The sequence below is a fragment of the uncultured Dechloromonas sp. genome (genome assembly GCF_945957265.1).
Classification (GTDB): domain Bacteria; phylum Pseudomonadota; class Gammaproteobacteria; order Burkholderiales; family Rhodocyclaceae; genus Azonexus.
This window is the reverse complement of record NZ_CAMFKO010000006.1, coordinates 92,564-105,885: the sequence shown is the minus strand read 5'-3', so window position 1 is coordinate 105,885 and position 13,322 is coordinate 92,564. Positions and strand designations below refer to the sequence as shown.

Here is a 13,322-nt window from a genome sequence, read left to right as displayed (position 1 = left end):
GCACCGCTGCGCGACACAAGGTCGCAACAGCGTCGCCGGGGCGATCGCCTTTTGCCGGCGGCGCTTAAGCCTCGCTGACCTGGAAGTCGATATGACCGCCGTCGATGACGATTTCCTTGACCGCGCAATGGGCGATGCTGTCGAGGATGACCGCCTTCTGCTCGGCCGTGAAGTCGGCCGGGAAGCGGACTTCGGTCCGGAACCGGCTCAAGGTCAGGGGGCCGCCGGGGCCGGCGAAGGGCCTGCATTCGACGGCGATGCCTTCCGCCTTGAGGCCCAGGCCCTTGCAGGCTTTCTTGGCAAAGACGATGGCGCAGGCGGCGAGTGCGGCATAGAAGGCTTCGAGGGGGTTCATCAGGGAACCGTCCAGCGCATAGCTGGCTTCGTGCTTGCCACTGGTGACCTTGATGAGCGGGGTGTTGTCGGCAACGGATGCGTACATGCTGTTCTTCCTTGGCTTATTGTTTTATCAGAATACGCTTATATATTAACCCGCCACGGCGCCGGGCGCAAAAAAAACCGCCGGGCTGGCCGGCGGTTTGCTGGTGGGGCGCGGCGGGCGCCTTAGCCGAGACGCTGGCGGGCGCGGGCGATGGCGGCCTTGACCTGTTCCGGGGCGGTGCCGCCGATGTGGTTGCGCGAGGCGAGCGAGCCTTCGACGGTCAGCACGGCGAACACATCGCTTTCGACCTGCGGGCAGAAGGCGCGGATCTCGTCGAGCGTCAGTTGCGGCAGGTCGACGCCCTTGGCTTCCGCCGCCTTGACGGCGTGGCCGACGGCTTCGTGCGCGTCGCGGAAGGGCAGGCCCTTCTTGACCAGGTAGTCGGCGAGGTCGGTGGCGGTGGCGAAGCCCTGGGTCAGCGCGGCCTTCATGTTGTCGGCGCGGACGGTGATGCCGCCGGCCATGTCGGCGAAGATGCGCAGGGTGTCGGTGACCGTGTCGACGGCGTCGAACAGCGGTTCCTTGTCTTCCTGGTTGTCCTTGTTGTAGGCCAGCGGCTGCGATTTCATCAGGGTCAGCAGGCTCATCAGCTGGCCGTAGACGCGGCCGGTCTTGCCGCGCGCCAGTTCCGGCACGTCCGGGTTCTTTTTCTGCGGCATGATCGACGAGCCGGTGCAGAAGCGGTCGGCGATCTGGATGAAGCCGACGCGCGGGCTCATCCACATCACCAGTTCTTCCGACAGGCGGCTGATGTGCATCATCAGCAGCGCGCAGGCAGCGGTGAATTCGATGGCGAAGTCGCGATCGGAAACGGCATCCAGCGAGTTCTCGCAGACGGCTTCGAAGCCCAGTTCGGCGGCGACGAATTCGCGGTCGATCGGGTAGGTCGTGCCGGCCAGCGCGGCGGAACCGAGCGGCAGGCGGTTGGTGCGCTTGCGGGCGTCGGCGAAGCGCTCGGCATCGCGGCCGAACATTTCGAAATAGGCCAGCATGTGGTGGCCGAAGGTCACCGGCTGGGCGACTTGCAGGTGGGTGAAGCCGGGCATCGGGGTGGCCGCTTCCTTTTCCGCCAGATCGACCAGCGCGCCGCGGAAGGCTTTGAGCAGCAGCTGGATGTCGTCGATGCTGTCGCGCAGGTAGAGGCGGATGTCGGTGGCCACCTGGTCGTTGCGCGAACGGCCGGTGTGCAGGCGCTTGCCGGCATCGCCGACGAGCGCGGTGAGGCGCTTCTCGATGTTGAGGTGCACGTCCTCCAGGTCGATCGACCATGCCAGCTGGCCGGATTCGATTTCCTGGGCGACGACGGCCATGCCGCGTTCGATGTCGGCGAGATCCTGGGCGCTGATGATGCCCTGCTTGGCGAGCATTTTGGCGTGCGCGAGCGAGCCGCGGATGTCCTGGCGCCACATGCGCTGGTCGAAGTCGACGGAGGCGGTGTAGCGCTTGACGAGGTCGGAGACCGGCTCGGAGAAACGGCCGGCCCAGGTGTATTGATTGGCGTTGGAAGTCATGACTCTGATCTAGAATGGGGCGAATCGGCGACGAATTTCGAAGAAACCCGCACAAAGATGACAAGTATACGGCACTTTCCCGCCACGCACCCCTTGCCCGACTGGCGCAATTTCGGGGTGATGCTGCGCGTGCTGCTGGGTGTCAACGGCCTGGCGGCGCTGGCCGCCCTGGTTCAGGCGGGCGATATCGGCAAGTGGCTGGACAGCTACCTGCAACTGGCCGCCGTCGTGGAACCCCTGCTGCTGGTCGAACTGGGCCTGCTCTCCCTGTTGCGCGACGGGCTGTGGCGCCTTCCCCTGCGCCTCGGACAGGCATGCGTCGCCGGGCTGGCCGGCGGGCTGGCCGCGGCCATGTTCGTGTATGCCCGCAGCCTGGTGCCGATCGAAGCCGGGGCGGCGTTGCGCGCCGTCCTGCTGGCCGTGGCCAGCGCGGCCCTGCTGCTCGCCTATTTCGAACTGCGCGCGCGGGCGCTCTCCCCGGCCCAGGCCGAGGCACGGCTGGCGGCGCTGAACGCCCGCATCCGGCCGCATTTCCTGTTCAACTCGCTGAACGCGGTGCTGTCCTTGATCCGGGCCCGTCCCCAGCAGGCGGAGGAGGCGCTGGAGTCGCTGTCCGACCTGTTTCGCGCCGCCATGCGCGACCCCGGCGAGCTGGTCAGCCTGGCCGACGAAATCTCGCTCGGCCGGCAGTATCTCGACCTCGAAAAGCTGCGCCTGGGCGAGCGCCTGGCGGTCGACTGGCAATTGGGTGCGGTCGACCTGAACCTGCCGATTCCGCCGCTGATGCTGCAGCCCTTGCTCGAAAACGCCGTCTACCACGGTATCGAACCGTCACCGGAGGGCGGTGTGGTCAGCGTGGCCATCACCCAAAGGAGCGACGCGCTGTGCATCGTCATCGCCAACCCGACCGCCGGTCAGCCCCAGCATGCCGCCGGCAACCGGATGGCATTGGCCAATATTCGCGAACGCCTGGTCCTGTATTACGATCTCGAAGCCCGTCTGGAAACCGAGGTCAGTGACCATCGCTACGAGGTTCGCATCACGCTGCCATGTCAAACGAAAAACCGTTGAGAATCCTCATCGTCGATGACGAGCCGCTGGCGCGCGACCGCCTGCGCACGCTGCTTGGCGACCTCGCCGTGCAACTGCCGGGCACGGTGGTCGGCGAGGCGGCCAACGGCCTGCTGGCGCTCGAGTTCCTGCGCGCCAACGCCGTCGATATCGTCCTCGCCGATATTCGCATGCCGGGCATGGACGGCATCGAGCTGGCGACTCATCTCGGTCGCCTCGAAAAGCCGCCGGCCGTGATCTTCACGACTGCCTACGACAACTACGCGGTGCAGGCCTTCGACCTGAACGCCGTCGATTACCTGCTCAAGCCGGTGCGCGCCCAGCGCCTGCTGGCCGCCTTGCAGAAGGTGCCGGCGCAGCACCCCGATCCGGCGCTGCTGGCCGGCATCGGTCACGAAGTGCGGGGCAGCGGGCGGACGCACCTGTCCTGCCACGAGCGGGGGCGGCTGCTGCTGGTTCCGGTCGGCGAGGTGCTGTATTTCAAGGCCGACCTCAAGTACGTGACGGCACGCACGGCGGAGCGCGAATACCTGCTCGACGAGGCGCTGACCCATCTCGAGAACGAGTTCGCCGACCGCTTCATGCGCCTGCACCGTGCCGTCCTGGTCGCCAAGGCCGCCCTCGCCGGCTTCGAGAAGGCGGCGGGCGACGACGTCGAAGCCTACGGCTGGGCCTTGCTGCGCGGCATCCCGGAAAAGCTGCCGGTCAGCCGCCGCCAGTGGGCGCCGGCCAAGGCCTTGATCAAGAATTCCTGAACCATCCTCCGAAAGAGACAAGGACGTGTCCCGTATCTGCCCCCATTGCAATCATGCCCGCCAGGCCGATGCCACCGTGCCCGACTGGCAATGCCCGGCGTGCGAAAAAGCCTACGACAAGGCGGGCAGCCCGCTGCCGCCGCCAGGCTTGCGCACCTATGGCCCCAACGTGCAGCCGGCGCGGCGTGCCGGCGCCGGGCGCTGGTTGCTGATCCTCGCCGTCTTCGGCGCGGCATTCTGGTTTGGCCGGCCGCTGCTCATGCCGGGGGCGGCGCCGATTGCGGCGGCCTCAGCGAGCCAGCCCGAAGTCAGCCTGTATGCGACCGAGTGGTGCGGATACTGCAAGATGACCCGGGAATTTTTCGCCGCCAACGGCATCCGCTATACCGAATACGACATCGAGAAGAGTTCGGAGGCGCTCAAGCAGCACCGCAAACTCGGCGGTAACGGCGTGCCGCTGATCGTGGTCGGCGACGATGTGATCAAGGGCTGGAACGAAGGGGCGCTGCGCCAGTTGCTGCAGCCCTGGATCAAGGGCTGAACGGATCGCCCGGCGGCGCTTCGCCGCCGGCCGCCAGGCGGGCGTGCAGGTCGGCCAGCGCGTTGCCGCGGCACGTGCCGTGGCCCGGAATCCAGCAGGGCGTGGCGTGCCGCAGCCAGGCGTCGAGATCCGCGGCGGGAAACAGCCGGCCGAGTTCCTCGTCCTCCGCCGCGCCCAGCCGTTTGACCCGGCTCAGGCGGACGACGGCATCCTGATTGTCCGAGAACAGCGCAAACGGCCTGTCGGGGATGAGCTTGGCGGCTTGCTGCAGGCCGAAGACGGCCGCCTGCAACTCCAGTTCGTTGCTGCCTGTCGGCGCCACGCTGCGCGTCAAGGTTTGCGCGGGCGCATCGGCCGTGCGATAGAGGGCCGCGGCCAGCCCGCCGTGGCGCAGGCGGCTGGCGTCGGTGAACAGCAGCGCCTGGTCGGCGAAGCGCGGCGCCAGGCGTTCCGGCAACGGGCCGACAGACAGGTGGACGATGCGCTCGTGTTTCTTTTTTCTGCGTTTTGCCATGTCGCCCAGCCTAGCCGGAAAGGCCGCCTTCCGCCAGAAAGGCGAAAGCCCCGTACCGGGGGGAGTACGAGGCTTTCTGGACGGCCCTTTGGGGGTCAGGGGAGGGGTGGGCCGTCATGGCTGATGTCTGTTCAGCGCATGTGTCCAAGATAAGGGCAGCCCCGCGCGCTTTCAAGTAACGGTTTGCAACAGTGCGTATCGTACTGTGCGTCGCCTTGCCTGCTGTGGGCGCGGGGTGGAATCAGTCGCCGCGCTTGACCAGGTAGGCCAGCATCTCCTGCTTCGGAAGCGGGCGGCTGAAGTAGTAGCCCTGCCCGATTTCGCAATTCAGGCTGCGTGCCAGGCGCCAGTCCTCGAAGTCCTCGACGCCTTCGGCGACCGAGGTCAGCTTGAGCTCCTGGCAGATGTTGATTGCGGCGGTCAGGATCGACAGCAGTTTCTGGTCTGCCGCCACGGCGTGCACAAAGGAGCGGTCGATCTTGAGCTCGGTGAAGGGGCATTTGGCCAATTGCTTCATCGACGAATAGCCGGTGCCGTAGTCGTCCATGGCGATGCCGAAGCCCTTGATGCGCAAGCGCGTCAGCGTACTGAGGCAGGCTTTGAGATTGGACATGACCGAGGTTTCGGTGACTTCGAAGGTGAGTTGGGCGGTGGCAATATCCGTTTGCTCGATCTGGGCGACGATCTTGTCGACCAGGTCATGCTCGCTGAGCAGCGGGACGGGGAGGTTCATGCTGGCGCAGAAACCGGGATGGCAGGCGCTCGCCTCCTTCAGGAAGGCCAGCGTGGTGGAAAGCTGGAAAAGGAAGTGGGGGAGGGCCAGCGGGCCGTTCTCGATGTGCTCGAGGAAGGCGACGGGCGGTACCAGGCCGTGCTTCGGGTGCTGCCAGCGGGCGAGGACCTCGACCCCGACGATGCGGTCGTCGACCAGCGATATCTTGGGCTGGTAGTAGGCGAGGATTTCTCCCGCGTGCATGGCGTTCGCGAAATCGTCGCTGAACAAGGGGGGAAAGGTGCCGTGCTGGCGGGAAACGAATTGATGGTGGCTCGGATCGTGCGGTTTGAGGGCGCGGTACAGGCAGTCGGCCGTGATCGGCTTGGGCAGGATGGCGACCAGTTCAAGCTCGCTGCCGGAAACGATCTCCCGTACCGAAGACAGCAGGCTGCTGTCGAGGCCGCTCATCACGCCAACGTAGAGTTTGCCGCTGAAGGATTTTTCGACGGCGTCCAGCAACTCGACCCCGTCCAGCACCGGCATGTTGAGGTCGGTCAGCAGAAAGTCGATCAGCTGCCCCTGCATGAGCTGGTTGAGCGCCTGCTGCCCGTTCTCGGCGAGCAGAATGTTGGCGAAGCCGAGCTCCCTCAGTATTCGGGAGCACTCGTGGCGCATGCTGGGTGAATCGTCGACCACCATCGCGGTGCGTCCTTGCCATTGGGTAAGCGGTGGGTTCATGGGTGGCTCCTTATGCCGCGCAGATCAGCGCGGGAATGTCGTTCAGCGGGACCACTTTCTGTGCCGAACCGAGTTCGATGGCGACCTTGGGCATGCCGAAGACGACGCACGAGGCTTCGTCCTGGGCGAAGGTGCGGGCGCCGCTGGCCAGCATTTCGCCGAGGCCGCGGGCGCCATCGTCGCCCATGCCGGTCATGATGATGCCCGTCGCATTGCTGCCGGCGCTGACGGCGACGGAGCGGAACAGCACGTCGACCGAGGGTTTGTGGCGCGATACCAGGGGGCCGTCGCGCACCTCGGCGACGTATTGCGTGCCGCTGCGGTTGAGCATCAGGTGCTTGCCGCCGGGAGCGATCAGGGCCAGCCCGGCGACCAGGCGGTCGCCGTTGCTGGCTTCCTTGACATCGATCTGGCTGAGTTGGTCGAGTCGGCGGGCAAACGACGCGGTAAACATTTCCGGCATGTGCTGGACCACGACGATGCCCGGACAGTCGCGGGGCAGGCGGGGCAGGACATACTCCAGCGCCTGGGTGCCGCCGGTCGAGGTGCCGAGCGCGACGATGCGCTCCGTGGTGCGGAAGGTGTTGCGGCCGGCCGGTGCCGACAACATCGCATCGGCGCTGAGTTTTTGCGCAGTCTTCAGTTGCGGCGCCAGGTTGCCCAGGCGGGCGCCGGCGGCGGCACGGACTTCGTCGATCAGCTGGCGCGCGGCATCGCTGAGAAAGTCGCGCAGGCCGATCTTGGGCTTGGTGACGATGGACACCGCACCGGCCGCCATCGCGTCGAGCGTCACCGGCATCCCGGCTTCGGCCAGCGACGAGCAGATGATCACCGGGGTCGGGCGTTCCTTCATGATCTTGCGCAGGAAGCTGAGGCCATCCATGCGTGGCATCTCGAGGTCGAGAATGATCACGTCGGGCCACTGGCGGTTGAGTTTTTCCATCGCGAACAAGGGGTCCGGCGATGCCGCGATGACCTCGATGTCGGGCGCCTTGGCCAGGATGCTGCCCAGCACTTCGCGGACGACTGCGGAGTCGTCGACGATGTGGACGGTGATTTTCCTATTCATTGTCGTTTCTCTTGCGGTACAACGATGGGCGGATCGGAACCAGGGGGCAGTTCAGGCCGGTAATGGTTTCCGCGTGGCTGATGACCAGTACGCCGTGGTCTTTCAGTTTGTCGCAGATCTGCGCCAGGAGGCGCTCCTTGGTCGAGGGGTTGAAATAGATCATGACGTTGCGCAGGAAGATGACGTCGAAAAGGCCGATGGCGCTGCGTTCGCACTGGTTCAGGTTGAGTTGCTGGAAGCGTACCCGCCGGCTGAGCTCGGGCGCAACCATCAGCATGCCGCGATACTCGTCCCGTCCCCACAGAAAATGGCGTTGCATGACATTGGGCGGCAGATTGCGCACCTCGTCGCGCGGATAGATCGCGTTTCGGGCCTCCTTCAGCACCTCGGTGTTGATGTCGGTCGCCAGGATCTCGAAGGCGCCTTTCTCGCCCAGCGCCTCGCTCAGGGAGATGGCCGCCGAATAGGCTTCCTCGCCGCTCGAGGCGGCGGCCGACCAGACGCGGAAGGCCTGTCCCGGCGTCTGGTTGGCGCGGGCGAATTCGGCCAGCCAGCTGAAGTGCTCCGGTTCGCGAAAAAAATACGTCTCGTTGGTCGATAGCGCGTTGATGACGCGTTGCCGCTCTGCATCCGATTCCGGCGCGCTGACCAGTTTCCAGTAGTCGGAAAACCCTCGAAGGCCGAGCTGATTGACCCGTTTGGCGAGACGTGCCTCGACCATCGCCTGCTTGCTGGGGGCCAGGTCCACGCCCGAGGCTTCGTACATGAAGCGGCGTATGCGCAGAAAGTCGGCTTGGCTCAGCGGGATGGGCATGGCGGCTGGCTTGAGGTGACGGTCACGGGGTTTCGCCGGCGAGCGATTCGCTGCAATGGGCGCTCGCCACTTCGTCGGCAAGCTCGCTCAATTCGCTGACCGACAGCGCCTTCTGGACGTTGAGCAGGATGACGAAGCGACCGGCGACGGTGGTGATGCCCTGGATGAACTCGCTGCGCAGGCGGGTGCCGAAGGCGGGGGCCGGCTCGATCGCCGCGAGCGGGATTTCGACCACCTCGCGCACGCCGTCGAGCAGGATGCCGAGCAGAGAGAGTTCGTCGTTGCCCTCGATGCTGAGAATGGCGATGCAGGTTCCCGGCTTGATCTCGCTCAACGGGCGGCCGAAGCGGGCGGCGAGATCGATGACCGGGACGACCGCGCCGCGCAGGTTGATGATGCCGCGGACGAAGGCCGGCATCATCGGGACGCTGGTGATCTCTTCGTATTCGATGATTTCGCGGATATGGTGGATGCCGATGGCGAACATTTCGTCACCGAGGACGAAGGTGACGCAATGCGCGACACCTTCGCCACCGGCATCGGCGGGCTGCAGGACAGGTTCGTGCAGGCTCATGGCGGCGCTCCTTTCAGAAGCGGGAGAACTTGCTGGCGATGCCGAGATCGCCGCCCTCTCCGCCCGTGTCGAGGGGGCGCAGCGCGGCGCCGGGCCTGGCGCCCGCCGGGAAGCGATGGATGCCGCTGTCGCGCTGCGCAGCGCCGGCGAGCTTGAACTGCTCCATCAGGTCGCGCAATTGCATGGCGGACGAACTGACTTCCTCGGCCGTGGCGCTCAACTCCTCGGCGGAGGACGAGGTGGTCTGCATGGTCGAGCTGATTTGCGTCATGGCCTGGTTGATCTGGCGGATGCCGGTAGCCTGTTCGCGCGAGCCGGCGGCGATTTCCTGGACCAGCGTGGCGGTTTGCAGGATGCCCGGCAGCATTTCGCCGAGTTGCCCGCCGGCCTTCTCGGCCAGGCCGACCGAACGGCTGGCCAGGTCGCCGATCTCGCGGGCGGCGACCTGCGAGCGCTCGGCCAGCTTGCGCACCTCGACCGCCACGGTGGCGAAGCCCTTGCCGTGCTCGCCGGCGCGGGCAGCCTCGATGGCGGCGTTGATCGCCAGCAGGTCGGTCTTGTTGGCGATGTCGTTGATGACGGTGATGCGGCTGGCGATTTCCTTCATCGCATGCACCATGTTGTCGACCGCCTGGCCGGTTTCGGTGGCGTTGCCGGCGGTCTTGCTGGCGATGCCGTCGGCGATCTTGGCATTGTCGGTGTTCTGGCCGACGGTGGCCGACATCTCCTCGACCGAGGCGCTGGTCTGCTCGACGCTGGCGGCCTGCTGCACGGCGCTGGATGACAGCGCGGTGGCGGTGAGGGCCAGTTGCTCCGAGGCCGAGCTGAGGTTGGAGGACATGAAGCGGACTTCGTTGAGCACGCCGGAAAGCCGTTGCACCATGCTGGCAAAGGCGTACATCAGGCTCGTCTGGTCATCGTGCTTCAGCGCGATGGACAGGCTGAAGTCGCCATGGGCGACCTTCTCGACGATGTTCTTGACCTCGCCGGGGTCGCCGCCGAGCGTGTCGAGGATGGCGCGGCTGATGGCCCAGGCGATCAGCGCCAGCAGGAGGATCGACCCCGCCGCCACCGCGATCAGCGTGCTCCGCAGCGAGGCGGCCTCGGCCTTCAGTTCGGCCGAGGCCTGGTTGTTCAGGTCGTTCTCCTCCTTGGCCAGGTCGCGCAGGAGGACATTGAGCCTGGCGTTGGCGGGCGAGGCGCTGGTTTCCAGATGGAGCTTGGCTTCCTCGGCCTTTCCTTCCTGGTCGAGGGCCAGCACGCGATCGGTGGCCGCGAAGGCAATCGGCCGCTGCTGGGTGATCTGGGAGACCAGCTCGCGCTCGTTGGCGGTCATCAGGTGGGCGTATTTGTCGAAGAGCTTGAACAGCTCGCTCTCCGATCTCAGGTAGACCGCTTCGGCGGCCTTCAGTTTTTCCACCGCGCTGGCGCGCTTGGCCCCCACCTCGCGGTCGAGCAGGGCCTGGCGGTACTGGACGCGCATTTCCTGCACCGCATCGAGCATGCGGGTGGCCATGATGGCTTCCGGCGCATTGACTTCGACGATGTTCGTCAGCGAGGCGCTCAGCTTGGCGATGCTCGTGATCGCCGCCGCGCCGAGGCCGACCAGGGCGGCAATGGCAAGGCCGAACCCGAGCATCAGGCGGTGGGCGACTTTCATGTTGCTGGCGATGATCATGATGACCTCCAGTGGGATAGGGCGTTAAGCGGAGCGTGGGGCCGGGTTGGCGGGGGCGATGTCGTGTTCGGTCAGGTCCGCCTGGCGTTGTTCGACCAGGCGATGTTCCCGCTTCAGGGCGAGCTGGATCAGTTGCGGGATGTCGAGAATCAGGGCGAGGCGGCCGTTGCCCATGATGGTCGAGCCGCTGATCCCGTGCAGCGAGCGGAACAGGGTGCCCAGCGGCTTGATCACGGCCTGGATGTCGCCGACCAGGCGGTCGACGATGATGCCGGCGGTGGTTTGCCCGAACTGGGCGACGACGACGTATTCCGGGCCGTCGCAAGGCGGCAGCGAGAACAGCTCGCGCAGGCTGACATAGGGAATCCAGCTGTCGCGCAGCCAGATCTGCCGGGTTTCGCGCGAAATCCGTTCGCAGGGCATGTCCATGCATTCGGCCATCATGTCGAGCGGCAGGACCAGCGACGAGCCGCCGACCTCGACGTGGAACCCGTCGATGATGGCCAGGGTCAGCGGCAGGCGGATGCGCAGCGTGCTGCCCTGGCCGGCGCTGCTCAGGATCTCGATTTCACCGCGCAGGGCATCGATGTTGCGGCGGACGACATCCATGCCGACGCCGCGCCCGGAAAGGTCGCTGACCTGTTCGGCGGTGGAGAAGCCGGGCAGGAAGATCAGTTTGTAGATTTCCTGGTCGCTCAGTTGCCGCCCGTCCGGCAGCAGGCCGCGTTCCAGCGCCTTGGCCAGGATCGCCGCCTTGTTCAGGCCGCGCCCGTCGTCGCTGATGTCGACGACGATGGCGCCGGTGTCGTGATAGGCCTTGAGCCGGAGCAGGCCGCGCGCCGGCTTGCCCTGCGCCAGGCGGCTGGCGGCATCCTCGATGCCGTGGTCGATGGCGTTGCGGACGATGTGCATCAGCGGATCGGTCAGCTTTTCGATCATCGACTTGTCGATCTCGGTGTCGGCGCCGACGAGATCGAGTTCGATCTCCTTGCCGAGGCGGGCGGAGACGTCGTGCACCATGCGCGGAAAGCGGTTGAATATCTCGCTGATCGGGACCATGCGCAGGTTCAGCGCATCGTCGCGGATGCCTTCGACCAGCTGGCTGAGCACTTCGACGGCCTGGATCATGTCGCTGTCGGCGGTTTGCTTGGCGTGCAGGCGCGAGCTGGCGGCCGAAATGACCAGTTCGCCCACCCGGTTGATCAGGGCGTCGAGCTTGGCGGCTTCGATGCGGATGAAGCGGTTGCCGTCGAGGCGGTCGGCGTTGCGCCGTTTTTCATGCGGCGCCGTTTACGCCTCGACGCTCGGCGCCGGCGCCGGAAGGGGGGGCGCTGTCGGGGTGGCGGCGGGCAGGTAGCCGGCGTCTTTCCAGCGCGCCAGGTGGGTTTCCGCGGCGCCGCCGTAGCGGGCGGCCAGTTCGGCGAACGCGTCATAGTCGCTGGCGGGCGGCAGGATGTCGATCGCGCTGTCGTCCCGGATGAACTCGAAGGCGGCGGCAATCTCGGCCGCATTGGCCTGGCTGCGGAAGGCCAGTTCGTTGCCCAGGAGGCAGGTGGTGGGGTCGAGTGCGAGCAGCGTGTCGGGCATCGCGAGATGCGTGTGGATATGGACGATGCTGCCGAGCTTGCCGAGATAGCGAAGGAAGGATGCGGGGTCGAATCCGTGCCGGAAAATGTCCGGGTGATAACGCAGGAAGAGGTGCCAGATATCGCTCCCGGCGCTTTCCGGTGCCGCCGGCGGTGGCGCCGATGCGTTCGGCTGCGCGAATTGCGCGTGCTCCTCCAGCGCAGCCAGCAGCTGCCGGTGCTCGACGTCTTCCGGGAAGGGCGTGGCCGGTTCGCGCCGGTAGTGGGCCAGCATTTGCCGCAGATGGTCGTTGCCGGCGAGGAGGAGTCCGAGCAGCGGCTTGTCGATGGCGAGCTTGCCGTTGCGCAGGCGATCGAGCACGTTTTCCATCACGTGGGTGAAGGCGATCAGGCCGTCGAGCCCGAACAGCCCGGCGGAACCCTTGATGGTGTGGGCGCTGCGAAACATGGCGCCGAGGTCTTCGGCATTGCTTTCCGGCTGTTCGTCGAGCGACAGCAGCAGGCTTTCGAGCAGGCGGCTCTGCTCGAAGGCCTCTTCGAAAAAAAGCGCCAGGGCGGATGCGTTGTTCATGACGCGCCTTCCCCGGCGGCCGGCGACGGCAGGTCGAGCCCGTACAGCGCGAGCAGGGCGTCGGCTTCCGGATGCCGGTGGCTCAGCGCGAAGTCGCGCCCCAGGTGCTGCGCTTGTCGGGCCAGCAGGAGCAGCAGCTGCAATCCGCAGCTGTCGATGTCGGTCACGGCGGCAAGCGAGACGCGGATCCGCGGGCAGTTGAGCGCCAGAAAAACATCGTCCTTCAGCGCGTCGACGGTGAAGACGGTGAGGTCCCCCTGGAGGTTCAGGGTGGCTTCCTGGCCTTCGACCTGGAGCGGGGATTCGATCTCTGCATCAAGCATGTTTCGTCCTCCGGGGGAATGGGCGCGGCGGCAAGCGGGCTCAGGCCTGGATCAGCTTGGCGACCGCGTCGAGCAGCACCGGCGGCTGGAAAGGCTTGAGCACCCAGGCCCGCACGCCGGCCGCCTTGCCTTCTGCTTTCTTGTCTTCGCCCGCTTCGGTGGTCAGCATGATGATCGGCGTGAAGCGGTAGGCGGCGATCTGCCTGGCCGCCTTGACGAAGCTCAGGCCGTCCATCACCGGCATGTTGAGGTCGGTGATGATCAGGCTGATTTTCCGGCCGTCGAGCCGGCCGAGCGCATCCCTGCCGTCGCCGGCCTGAACGACCTGGTAGCCGGCGTCCTTGAGCGCGATGGACACGACGTTGCGGAAGCTCGACGAGTCGTCCACGACCAGGATGGTTTTGTCCACGCGGTTTTCCT

General features: G+C 66.0%; 15 protein-coding genes. 3 read left to right on the top strand and 12 right to left on the bottom strand.

Annotated features, from left to right (window positions below):
* Window positions 1-64: 64 nt before the first annotated feature.
* Both Q0P59_RS05375 and argH read right to left on the bottom strand, forming a co-directional pair.
* Window positions 65-442 carry an OsmC family protein gene (locus Q0P59_RS05375; RefSeq protein WP_295004352.1) on the bottom strand — a complete coding sequence of 126 codons (378 nt, stop codon included), beginning with the start codon at window positions 440-442 and terminating at the stop codon, window positions 65-67.
* Between the two features lie 122 nt (window positions 443-564).
* Window positions 565-1,953 carry an argininosuccinate lyase gene (gene argH, locus Q0P59_RS05370; protein ID WP_295004350.1) on the bottom strand — a complete coding sequence of 463 codons (1,389 nt, stop codon included), beginning with the start codon at window positions 1,951-1,953 and terminating at the stop codon, window positions 565-567.
* 57 nt (window positions 1,954-2,010) lie between these two features.
* On the opposite strand from argH, the gene Q0P59_RS05365 reads away from it, so the two are divergent.
* Genes Q0P59_RS05365 through Q0P59_RS05355 form a run of 3 tightly spaced genes read left to right on the top strand, consistent with a single transcriptional unit; the run spans window position 2,011 to window position 4,320 of the window.
* Complete coding sequence (locus Q0P59_RS05365) at window positions 2,011-3,024, top strand: histidine kinase (RefSeq protein WP_295004348.1); 1,014 nt, start codon at window positions 2,011-2,013, stop codon at window positions 3,022-3,024.
* A complete protein-coding gene (locus Q0P59_RS05360; RefSeq protein WP_295004346.1) occupies window positions 3,003-3,779 on the top strand; it encodes a response regulator transcription factor in 777 nt (258 codons plus the stop codon). Before Q0P59_RS05365 ends, Q0P59_RS05360 begins: the two co-directional genes overlap by 22 nt.
* A 25-nt stretch (window positions 3,780-3,804) precedes the next feature.
* Complete coding sequence (locus Q0P59_RS05355) at window positions 3,805-4,320, top strand: glutaredoxin family protein (protein WP_295004344.1); 516 nt, start codon at window positions 3,805-3,807, stop codon at window positions 4,318-4,320.
* Here the strand turns inward: Q0P59_RS05355 and Q0P59_RS05350 are convergent.
* The 10 genes from Q0P59_RS05350 to Q0P59_RS05305 form a co-directional block, all read right to left on the bottom strand.
* Complete coding sequence (locus Q0P59_RS05350) at window positions 4,310-4,834, bottom strand: RNase H family protein (RefSeq protein ID WP_295004342.1); 525 nt, start codon at window positions 4,832-4,834, stop codon at window positions 4,310-4,312. The genes Q0P59_RS05355 and Q0P59_RS05350 overlap by 11 nt on opposite strands.
* Before the next feature lie 241 nt (window positions 4,835-5,075).
* Window positions 5,076-6,287 (bottom strand): EAL domain-containing protein, encoded by a 1,212-nt coding sequence (locus Q0P59_RS05345; protein ID WP_295004340.1) that lies wholly within the window; start codon window positions 6,285-6,287, stop codon window positions 5,076-5,078.
* Between the two features lie 10 nt (window positions 6,288-6,297).
* Complete coding sequence (locus tag Q0P59_RS05340) at window positions 6,298-7,356, bottom strand: chemotaxis response regulator protein-glutamate methylesterase (protein WP_295004338.1); 1,059 nt, start codon at window positions 7,354-7,356, stop codon at window positions 6,298-6,300.
* Window positions 7,349-8,170 (bottom strand): protein-glutamate O-methyltransferase CheR, encoded by an 822-nt coding sequence (locus tag Q0P59_RS05335; RefSeq protein WP_295004336.1) that lies wholly within the window; start codon window positions 8,168-8,170, stop codon window positions 7,349-7,351. The genes Q0P59_RS05340 and Q0P59_RS05335 overlap by 8 nt, the downstream gene beginning before the upstream one ends.
* Window positions 8,171-8,192: 22 nt before the next feature.
* The gene (locus tag Q0P59_RS05330; RefSeq protein ID WP_295004334.1) at window positions 8,193-8,744 is read right to left on the bottom strand and encodes a chemotaxis protein CheW; all 552 of its coding nucleotides are present in this window, start codon (window positions 8,742-8,744) and stop codon (window positions 8,193-8,195) included.
* 13 nt (window positions 8,745-8,757) lie between these two features.
* The gene (locus Q0P59_RS05325; RefSeq protein ID WP_295004332.1) at window positions 8,758-10,422 is read right to left on the bottom strand and encodes a methyl-accepting chemotaxis protein; all 1,665 of its coding nucleotides are present in this window, start codon (window positions 10,420-10,422) and stop codon (window positions 8,758-8,760) included.
* A 24-nt stretch (window positions 10,423-10,446) separates the two neighbouring features.
* A complete protein-coding gene (locus Q0P59_RS05320) occupies window positions 10,447-11,652 on the bottom strand; it encodes a chemotaxis protein CheA (protein ID WP_295004421.1) in 1,206 nt (401 codons plus the stop codon).
* 60 nt (window positions 11,653-11,712) lie between these two features.
* Window positions 11,713-12,579 (bottom strand): Hpt domain-containing protein, encoded by an 867-nt coding sequence (locus Q0P59_RS05315; protein WP_295004330.1) that lies wholly within the window; start codon window positions 12,577-12,579, stop codon window positions 11,713-11,715.
* A complete protein-coding gene (locus tag Q0P59_RS05310) occupies window positions 12,576-12,902 on the bottom strand; it encodes an STAS domain-containing protein (RefSeq protein ID WP_295004329.1) in 327 nt (108 codons plus the stop codon). The genes Q0P59_RS05315 and Q0P59_RS05310 overlap by 4 nt, the downstream gene beginning before the upstream one ends.
* Before the next feature lie 40 nt (window positions 12,903-12,942).
* Entirely contained in the window at window positions 12,943-13,311 is a 369-nt protein-coding gene (locus Q0P59_RS05305) for a response regulator (protein ID WP_295004327.1), read from the bottom strand.
* Window positions 13,312-13,322: the final 11 nt, after the last annotated feature.

What these genes read in the sequence shown, in the direction of transcription:
- Q0P59_RS05375 (WP_295004352.1), bottom strand. Translation starts at nt 442, where the DNA reads ATGTACGCATCCGTTGCCGACAACACCCCGCTCATCAAGGTCACCAGT.
- argH (WP_295004350.1), bottom strand. Translation starts at nt 1,953, where the DNA reads ATGACTTCCAACGCCAATCAATACACCTGGGCCGGCCGTTTCTCCGAG.
- Q0P59_RS05365 (WP_295004348.1), top strand. Translation starts at nt 2,011, where the DNA reads ATGACAAGTATACGGCACTTTCCCGCCACGCACCCCTTGCCCGACTGG.
- Q0P59_RS05360 (WP_295004346.1), top strand. Translation starts at nt 3,003, where the DNA reads ATGTCAAACGAAAAACCGTTGAGAATCCTCATCGTCGATGACGAGCCG.
- Q0P59_RS05350 (WP_295004342.1), bottom strand. Translation starts at nt 4,834, where the DNA reads ATGGCAAAACGCAGAAAAAAGAAACACGAGCGCATCGTCCACCTGTCT.
- Q0P59_RS05345 (WP_295004340.1), bottom strand. Translation starts at nt 6,287, where the DNA reads ATGAACCCACCGCTTACCCAATGGCAAGGACGCACCGCGATGGTGGTC.
- Q0P59_RS05340 (WP_295004338.1), bottom strand. Translation starts at nt 7,356, where the DNA reads ATGAATAGGAAAATCACCGTCCACATCGTCGACGACTCCGCAGTCGTC.
- Q0P59_RS05335 (WP_295004336.1), bottom strand. Translation starts at nt 8,170, where the DNA reads ATGCCCATCCCGCTGAGCCAAGCCGACTTTCTGCGCATACGCCGCTTC.
- Q0P59_RS05330 (WP_295004334.1), bottom strand. Translation starts at nt 8,744, where the DNA reads ATGAGCCTGCACGAACCTGTCCTGCAGCCCGCCGATGCCGGTGGCGAA.
- Q0P59_RS05325 (WP_295004332.1), bottom strand. Translation starts at nt 10,422, where the DNA reads ATGATCATCGCCAGCAACATGAAAGTCGCCCACCGCCTGATGCTCGGG.
- Q0P59_RS05315 (WP_295004330.1), bottom strand. Translation starts at nt 12,579, where the DNA reads ATGAACAACGCATCCGCCCTGGCGCTTTTTTTCGAAGAGGCCTTCGAG.
- Q0P59_RS05310 (WP_295004329.1), bottom strand. Translation starts at nt 12,902, where the DNA reads ATGCTTGATGCAGAGATCGAATCCCCGCTCCAGGTCGAAGGCCAGGAA.